Below are 8,569 nucleotides of genomic sequence, written 5' to 3'. Positions count from 1 at the left end.
CAGTGTCATGAACAAATACGTCATTTTTACTTATCCATTCAGCACTATGGTGGGGTGACTTATAAAAACGCCTCTTCTAAAAAGCTACTGGAATCACTCGTTATAGTTGGAACAACAGCATACGACCTAATGTCCCAAAAAACTTTTAAATTGCCTCAAAAAGGCAAGATGGTTTTCAGAAAATAACCGTAAGTCATCAATTTGATAGAGTAGCATGGCGATACGTTCTATGCCCATTCCAAAAGCGAAACCATTATATTTTTCAGGATCGATATGGCAATTACTTAACACATTCGGATCAATCATCCCTGCACCCAATATCTCTACCCACCCTGAATGCTTACAAACAGTACATCCTTTGCCTTGACATAGCCTGCAATTGATATCTACCTCTGCACTAGGTTCTGTAAAAGGAAAATAAGAAGCCCTAAAACGGAGCTTGGTAGCTTGCCCAAATAGTGTCTCTACAAAATGATAAATGGTCCCTTTTAGATCACTAAAGGTCACATCTGTGTTGATATACATTCCATCCAGTTGATGGAAAAAACAATGAGATCGTGCAGATACAGCCTCATTTCTAAAGACTCGGCCCAAGGCAATAGATCGAATAGGAGGGCTTTGTGTCTCACATATGGCAATCTGAACAGAAGTGGTATGTGTACGTAATAATTGGTCTGGGTTACGCTGGACAAAGAAAGTATCCTGCATGTCACGGGCAGGATGATTGTCAGGAAAGTTTAATGCCGTAAAGTTATGCCAGTCTCCTACGATTTCTGGGCCTTCTACCAGGTTAAAGCCAATGCGTTGAAATAAAGAGATAATCTTGTTTTGCACAATAGTTAAGGGATGTAGGCTACCTATTGTAGGGCCAAAAGAAGGAAGAGTGACATCTACTGATTGCCCTGTAACCGACACATGTTTTGCTTCTATTGCACTGGCTGCACTTTTAAACTTCTTTTCTGCTGCTTGCTTTAAACTATTTAAGGTTGGACCAATGACTTTTTTTTCTCCAGTAGGCAACTCTTTAAAAGCCTCAAATAAAAGCGCAATGGCCCCCTTTTTGCTGATAAAATGACGTCGAAAGCTTTCTAAGGCTTCTTTATCCTCAATGATTGTACTTACCATTTTTTCCCGTAGTTGGGCAATGCGATCTATCATAAAATATAAATTACCATTTGTAGTGTAGGCCGCCTGTTATATTGATCTTTTTATCCGGGTAGTGGGTGTAACCAATATGTTGGCGGTTTAGTAGATTGCTGATCATTAAAAATGCCGTAAATCTTGTTGAAATAAAAAAATCTATATTTAAAGAAAGGTTGATGATCTTATCTAGTTCCATGGCGGTACCTGCTAGATCTTTTACAGTAGTTGGGCCATGTAGATGGAGATGACTGATCAGTAAAACTTTTGGATGAACTTTATAGGTAAGCGTTGGCTTTAGTTTATAAATAGGTTTATGGTACCACCAAATAGGCGCCAATCTATTGTCCGGATATCGGTAATAGCTTCCTTTTATGGTTGCATTGAATTTTGTACCAGCTATAGCGTAGTCGACTATTCCAGTCGCTTTTAATACATTGTACTCATCTGGATGGTAAGCCAAGCTAATCTCATTGTTTGTAACAGCCACTATTCTAGACTGGTTCTTAAATTTCCGATAAGCTATATCGAGTTGATAAGAAAGATTAGGTCTAATAATGCCTTTACTCCCACCATACAGTTTGAAGTATTCATGACGGTGTGATAGCTTCATATTGAAAGCTATAAAAGGATTTTTAGCTACCACATGATGGAGGTGTAATGGGACTACACTGCCGCCTACACCCATACCTTGTATCCCTATATAAGGCATAAGCTGACTAGACACAGCATACGCTATCCTAACCATAGGATAGAGATCAAAATGAGGTATTTTTCCAGGAATCGGATCATTATGATAGGCCATCCTTAGGCCAGACTTTAGCTGTATAGATTTAAATAAACGCAAATAAAGACTAGGTGTAGCCGAAACAATAAAACGGGTTTGTTGTTGCTTATGGTTTGTATAGCTGGCTATATCATTGTAAGTGGTTACTTTTACAGACCAATTATTCAAGTGCTTGACCCATTTATATTTCAGCATAAATAGCTGTTCATTTAGTTTTTTATGATGGTCATTGAGCAGTTTTAGGCTTACTTGCCCATCTTGCGTAGCAGTTTCGCTCGCTTGTTGAGTCAATAAGTCAATCTTTGTTTGATGGAGCCTAGAGCTATGAGTCGTATCGCTATATTTGTGCCAATTATGCTGATAGTGTAAACTTGGGTCCAATAGCCATGGCCCTATGCCATATCTACCTTGTAGCCGAAGTGAGGCTTCCGTCGATTTTTTGTTCCATAATTCTGGGGCAAAAGTGAGATGGGTCCACCAAATCCCTTTGCAAAAGGCATGGTTGCCTAATGAAACCTCTAGATAAGGGAGCAATAAGGAACTCATACCTACTTTGCCATAGTTCTTAAAGACAAGACGATCCTCTTTATTTTTTAAACAAAAAGGAAGGTATGTAAGAGGTACAAGGTCAAATGATATCGTTTCCGATGTTAGTGCTTTTGTGGCTGCTAAAGGTTTGTGAAGATTTTTTATGGTTTGGCTAGGGGCTTTAAAAAAAAGCCTTTGTGCTTGGTTTACTCTATTCTTCTTTTTTTTTTCAATTACAAATTCAGCATCTTTTATTTCTCCTGCATTGGTTTCTGCATGGCATAGCGTGGCAGGTATCCCGAAAAATAAAGCGATCAATAGCCAGTTGTATTCCATGCTGCTAGTTGTATTAAGTATAGGGTTAAGGATTGCACTTAAATATAACATTAAACTAATTTATAACCATTTTTATGGTAATACCAACTTACCATAATAGATAAGCATAGCCCTATTAGCAGCATTATACCAACTAAGGTAATCCATAAGGACTGGGTACGATAAATTACTTGAAGGTTCATCTCTTTATCCCAAGTGGTTATATTATTTTTAGTGAATTGTTTATTATCAACACCAGCATTTCACGTTTGAATGCTTGCTGCAAGCTAAGATGACACGCTTTTAGATCCAATATTTTTATACCAAAAAGGTGTTTCCCAAGTGTGTTACCAAAGTAAGCAATCAACAAAGCATTGATTACACCAGATAGAAATAATAAAATTAGTTTATTGATTACCCCATTTAGGGTATTTAACTTGGCGTTTGATATAATTTGTACTATATGCTCGGAAAATAATACATATTCTCCGATAAGAAAAAGTATACATGCACCCACACAGGCATCAAATCCCCTTGCTGTCCATCTTTTAAATGCATGGAAAAAGCTTATTTCTTTAGGTTGAATCCAGTGTATATTGGTCATAAAAGTTTTAAGATGTTCTACAAGATTTAGTATAACCTATCCATTCAGCGCTATAGCAGGCAGGATAGACAGAAGAATATAGACAAAAAATAAAAAACACTCCTTACTATACAACGATATTCACCATTTTCTTAGGAACCACCACGACATTTTTAGTTGACTTACCTGCCAGCCATTTTTGAATGACTTGATTGGCTAATGCGGCTTTTTCTATAGCCATAGGCGATGCATCATGATCAAAAACCATTTTAGTACGTACTTTACCATTCACGGCAATGGCGTACTCAAAGCTTTTTTCTTCTAAATAGGCTTCATTCCAAACTGGAAAAGGAACCTCTGCAAGATTACTGGTTTTGCCTATACTTTCCCATAGCTCAGCCGCCATATGCGGTGCAAAAGGATCCAACAGTAAAATAAAGTCTTCTACAATAGAAAGGGGTACTGTTTCAAGACTGGATAAGTTATTTAGGCAAATCATTAAACTACTTATAGCTGTATTAAAAGAACATTTTTTAATCGATTCGGTTACTTTTTTAATTGTTTTATGCATTATTTTAATCATTGCCTCGTTAGGGGGTAACGCAGTAGCTGCGTAAGCATTTTTTGCATGATGTACAAAACGCCATACCTTATTTAGAAAACGAGACACCCCTTCTATGCCGGATAAATCCCATGGTTTAGATTGTTCTAACGGCCCTAAAAACATCAAGTATAAACGCAGGGCATCAGCTCCATATTGGGCAATAATTTGCTCTGGTTCGACTACGTTGTATTTAGATTTAGACATTTTCTCCATTTTACCACCACAAATATATTTACCTTCTTCTAATAAGAAGCGTGCATCGGCAAAATCAGGATGCCAAGTTTTTAATGCTTTGATATCAACTACACCTTTTTCGACAAAAGCTATAGGAATATACATAGGGACAACATCATGTTCGGCTATAAGCCCAGCACTTACAAAGATATTTTTATCTTTTAATCGATAGGCTATCGCCGTAACTTGCTGGATCAGCCCTTGATGAAGCAATTTTGGAAAAGGTTCACTAATATGAATGTAGCCTAAATCATCAAGTACTTTCGTCCAAAAGCGTGCATAAAGGAGGTGACCGGTTGCATGTTCTGCACCACCGATATAGCAATCTACCCCTTTCCAGTAGGCCTCTTTTTCTCGACTCAGAAAAGTTTCTTGATTATGAGGATCCATATAGCGTAAAAAATACCAACTAGAACCGGCCCAACCTGGCATAGTATGTAAGTCTAAAGGATAACCTTCTGGTGTAGACCAATTGGATGCATTACCCAATGGTGGCACCCCAGATTGATTGGGTTTATAGCTACTTACTGCTGGCAATAGGAGGGGAAGTTGATTCGGGGAAAGGGCATAAGGTAGGCCATCTTCTTTGTAGTATATCGGAAAGGGTTCTCCCCAATAACGTTGTCGGCTAAATGTAGGATCCTGTAATCTATAGTTGACCTTATATTTTCCAATTCGTTTTTGCGTTAGCTTTTCCATGACTTTTTCGGCAGCTTCTGCTACAGAAAGTCCATTGAGGAAATCAGAGTTAATCATCGTACCCTCAGTCAGCTCATAGGGCCCATCTTCTATAAGTATCGTACTTTCTATTACAGGCAAGGTGAGTAAATCAAAAGATTGGGCAAAGGTATAATCTCGTTTATCATGCGCAGGTACACCCATAATCGCACCTGTACCGTAACCGGGTAATACATAATCTGCCACCCAGATAGGTAATGGTGCACCTGTAAAAGGATGTATAACACAAGCACCTAGAAATACACCACTTAAGAAGGTCGTTTCTGCCAGGCGATTGCGTTCCGAACGATTTTTAGCTGTTTCGATATAGGAAATAAGTTCCACGTCACTTCTTTGCTGTGCCATAAAACTAGCCCAAGGGTGCTCAGGCGCTAAGACAATAAAACAAGCCCCAAAAATAGTCTCAGGTCTTGTCGTAAAAACCGTAATCGTCTTGCCACGTTCTCCTTGTACCCTAAAACTAATTTCAGCACCTTGCGATTTGCCAATCCAATTGCGCTGCATCTCCTTAGTAGAAAGGGGCCAATCTAAAGGTTCTAGATCGGTGAGCAGACGCTGGGCATAAGCGGTCATACGTAAACTCCATTGTTTCATCTTTTTACGCGTTACTGGATAGCCTCCTCTTTCAGAAAAACCATCTTTAACTTCCTCGTTAGCCAAAACGGTACCTAATCCTTCACACCAGTTCACGATGCTATCTCTTAAATAAGCTAATCGATAATGTAGCAATTTGGCTTGTTTTTCTGTTTCGGAAAAAGTATTCCATTCCTGGGCTGAAAAAATAGGCGTGTGGTCATCACAAGCGGCTTCTACTTTGGTATTACCGTGGCAAGCAAACTCGTCAATAAGCGTTTTAATAGGAGATGCTTTTTGGGTAGCGGTATGGTACCAGCTATTAAACATTTGCAGAAATATCCACTGTGTCCATTTATAATAGGCAGGTTCACTGGTATTAACAGATTGATCCCAGTCAAAGTCTAATCCAATCTGATCAAGTTGTGTGATATATTTGGCTATATTTTTTTGAGTAGTAATAGACGGGTGTTGCCCAGTTTGAATAGCATGCTGCTCGGCAGGTAAGCCAAAAGCATCAAATCCCATTGGATTCATCACATGATATCCAATATGCTTATAGTAACGGCACACTATATCTGAAGCGATATACCCTACATAATGTCCTACATGGAGTCCTGAGCCTGAAGGATAGGGAAACATATTCAGCATATAATACTTGGGTATATTTTTAGCAGTAAGGAGATTGCGATCTATTATGGATTTTTGCGCCTTCCATCTATTTTGCCATTTTTGTTCTATTGCTGTAAAAATATAAGATTGCATATCTAATTGCATTGAATAATCATTAAAACCAGTAGACCTCTTCTAAAACCTATTGCTAATGGGCCTTTTGGTGCCCAAACTTGTCTATGCTTCTCCAATACATTTAGTATTAGTATGCTACGGCTGGCGACTGCGCCTCTCTTAAAAGTGGCTCGTCACAAATAGGCTTTGTAAAAGGTCTAGTAACCTACTGGAGTAGTTGTATTTTCTAGGTAAAGGTATCGCTACTAGTTTAATTTAAAAAGTAGGATATCTTAATTTCTTCTGTTAAACGGCTCATTTAACTTAAAAGTTAATAAGCAAAGATAGAAATAGGACCCATATTCCGCATAGACTGCTTTTTCCGCTTGGTTATAAGATAACCTTAAAGTTTACTAAAAAATTAAGATGATTCCCTCTGAACATCAAAATCAAGCTAAGTTCAAATAGTAGAAATGATATTCAAATGCTTTAAATTATTAAAAATAACTTGACTTTATTAATTTCTTTTTAGATATTTGCTTTTAGTACCCAGCATCCATAACTGGAAATTATTTAAATATAAATATGAGACATTACGAAACAGTATTTATACTATCTCCGGTGCTTTCTAGCGAACAAATAAAAGCATCTATAGATAAGTATAGGTCTTTTTTAGTGGGGCGTAATGCAACCATAACACATGAAGAAGAGATAGGCTTAAAACCATTAAGTTATCCGATAAAGCATAAAAAAAGCGGTGTATATCATTTAATAGAATTTATAAGTGAAAGCAGTCTGATTAAAGAGCTAGAAGTTACTTATGCACGAGATGAGGAAGTATTACGTTTTTTAACATTTGTTTTAGACAAGCATGCATTAGCGCATAATATGACAAGGCGATCCGATGCTGGGAAAAAAGAATCTAAGAAAGAAGTAGCAGTATGACTTTAGTAAACGAATCGATACAAAAAAAAACAATTACTAAAAAGTTTTGTCGCTTTAAGCGTTATGGCATTAACTATGTAGACTATAAGTGTGTTGAGTTTTTGATGAAATTTCTCAATGAACAAGGAAAGATACTACCTAGACGGATTACTGGTAATAGCTTAAAGTATCAGAAAAAAGTAGCTTCTGCTGTAAAGCGTGCTAGACAGCTTGCTTTGCTTCCTTATGTAGCAGACAATTTAAAGTAAACTCAAGAATGGAAGTAATATTAAAGAATGCACACAAAACATTAGGAAAAAAAGGTGATATCGTTTCAGTTAAAGCTGGTTACGCTAGGAATTATCTTATCCCTGAGGGTCTTGCTATTGTGGCAAATGCTATCAATAAAAAAGTTGCACTTGAAAATGCCAGGCAAGCATCGCATAAGGTATCAAAATTAAAAGCAGATGCTGAAGCACTTTTGCCACTTTTGGAAGCTGTTAAGGTGGTAATCCCTGCAAAAGTAGGGGAAGGTGGTAAAATATTTGGTTCTGTTACCCCTTTGCAAATTGCCAAGGCGCTTAAAGAAAAAGGTATAGTCGTAGGTTATACTAAGATAAATATTCAACTACCTATCAAGCAAGTAGGTACTTACCAGGCGGTATTACCTTTGCATGAAACTGTTTCTTATACATTAACTTTTGACGTAGTCCCTGTTTAAAAGGTACTACTTTAATCTTGGGGCTTCTTGTAGCGTGTGAAAGAAGGTTTGTTGCTAGAAACTCTTTTGCAGTATCATTTTTTTGTTTTTTGTTTTTTTTGATAAAAGCTATAGGGGCCCCTTCCCCATTTATTCCCTTTTTTTCTTATCTGTTTTTTTTATTTTGAATAAAAAGTATTAGATTTGCTATAGCAAGCCGGTACGGCTAGCTCCTGCTTAATCTCCCCAGGCCTGGAAAGGAGCAAGGAAAAAGTGGTTGTAGCAGCGCGATACTCGGCTTGTTTTTTCATCTATCTTCCTTTCTCTTTTTATTTAAAACATCTTCCTATTTGTAAGATAGCTATACGCACCTCGTTGTATCTTTAAAAAGTTTAATACAAATAGACCTTCAAGGTTCTTTTTTTTAATCAGTAGGAAATAAGCCATTTATACAGCTTCAAAAGCTGATCCTCCTCGGAATAGGCATAAGCTTTGGTGTGAAAACAGACTTTTATTTTTAGAAATAAGTTAAAAAATGGTTAAATTGCATCAATTCTTTAGGTATGTCTGCTTAACACTTTTAATAATATTATTATGGAAATCAAGCAAAAAAGTAACTAAGTTGCCCAGGTACTTCAGTCAGAAAAAATAAATACCAATACACTTGTAGTAGTTGATATTTAATCTGGCAGGCATTAAAAAATTAATGTATATACC

The 8,569-nt window shown here is 37.2% G+C and carries 8 protein-coding genes and 1 other RNA gene; 4 read left to right on the top strand and 5 right to left on the bottom strand.

The annotated features are described in order from the left end of the window. Positions 1-126: 126 nt before the first annotated feature. The 5 genes from pheS to leuS all read right to left on the bottom strand — a co-directional run bounded on the left by pheS (position 127) and on the right by leuS (position 6,267). Positions 127-1,158, bottom strand: a complete 1,032-nt coding sequence (gene pheS, locus MUW74_RS00420; protein WP_243517892.1) for a phenylalanine--tRNA ligase subunit alpha — start codon at positions 1,156-1,158, stop codon at positions 127-129. A 10-nt stretch (positions 1,159-1,168) separates the two neighbouring features. Beyond that, a complete protein-coding gene (locus MUW74_RS00415; protein WP_243517890.1) occupies positions 1,169-2,791 on the bottom strand; it encodes a hypothetical protein in 1,623 nt (540 codons plus the stop codon). A 50-nt stretch (positions 2,792-2,841) separates the two neighbouring features. Beyond that, positions 2,842-2,973, bottom strand: coding sequence for a hypothetical protein (locus MUW74_RS04445; RefSeq protein WP_262915479.1), 132 nt, complete (start codon positions 2,971-2,973; stop codon positions 2,842-2,844). Positions 2,974-2,990: 17 nt separating this feature from the next. After that, positions 2,991-3,374 carry an RDD family protein gene (locus MUW74_RS00410; RefSeq protein ID WP_243517889.1) on the bottom strand — a complete coding sequence of 128 codons (384 nt, stop codon included), beginning with the start codon at positions 3,372-3,374 and terminating at the stop codon, positions 2,991-2,993. A 106-nt stretch (positions 3,375-3,480) separates the two neighbouring features. Further along, positions 3,481-6,267, bottom strand: coding sequence for a leucine--tRNA ligase (leuS, locus tag MUW74_RS00405; RefSeq protein WP_243517887.1), 2,787 nt, complete (start codon positions 6,265-6,267; stop codon positions 3,481-3,483). Between the two features lie 546 nt (positions 6,268-6,813). On the opposite strand from leuS, the gene rpsF reads away from it, so the two are divergent. The 4 genes from rpsF to ffs all read left to right on the top strand — a co-directional run bounded on the left by rpsF (position 6,814) and on the right by ffs (position 8,159). Continuing rightward, on the top strand, positions 6,814-7,173 hold the full coding sequence (rpsF, locus tag MUW74_RS00400; RefSeq protein WP_243517884.1) for a 30S ribosomal protein S6: 360 nt from the start codon (positions 6,814-6,816) through the stop codon (positions 7,171-7,173). Beyond that, positions 7,170-7,421 (top strand): 30S ribosomal protein S18, encoded by a 252-nt coding sequence (gene rpsR, locus MUW74_RS00395; protein WP_243017862.1) that lies wholly within the window; start codon positions 7,170-7,172, stop codon positions 7,419-7,421. Before rpsF ends, rpsR begins: the two co-directional genes overlap by 4 nt. Positions 7,422-7,429: 8 nt before the next feature. Continuing rightward, positions 7,430-7,873 (top strand): 50S ribosomal protein L9, encoded by a 444-nt coding sequence (rplI, locus tag MUW74_RS00390; RefSeq protein WP_243517882.1) that lies wholly within the window; start codon positions 7,430-7,432, stop codon positions 7,871-7,873. 190 nt (positions 7,874-8,063) lie between these two features. After that, positions 8,064-8,159, top strand: an RNA gene (gene ffs, locus MUW74_RS00385) — signal recognition particle sRNA small type. Positions 8,160-8,569 lie beyond the last annotated feature (410 nt).

It is taken from the genome of Candidatus Cardinium sp. cBcalN2, from assembly GCF_022810445.1.
Taxonomy (GTDB): Bacteria; Bacteroidota; Bacteroidia; order Cytophagales; family Amoebophilaceae; genus Cardinium.
This window is presented reverse-complemented; position numbering and strand designations above follow the sequence as displayed.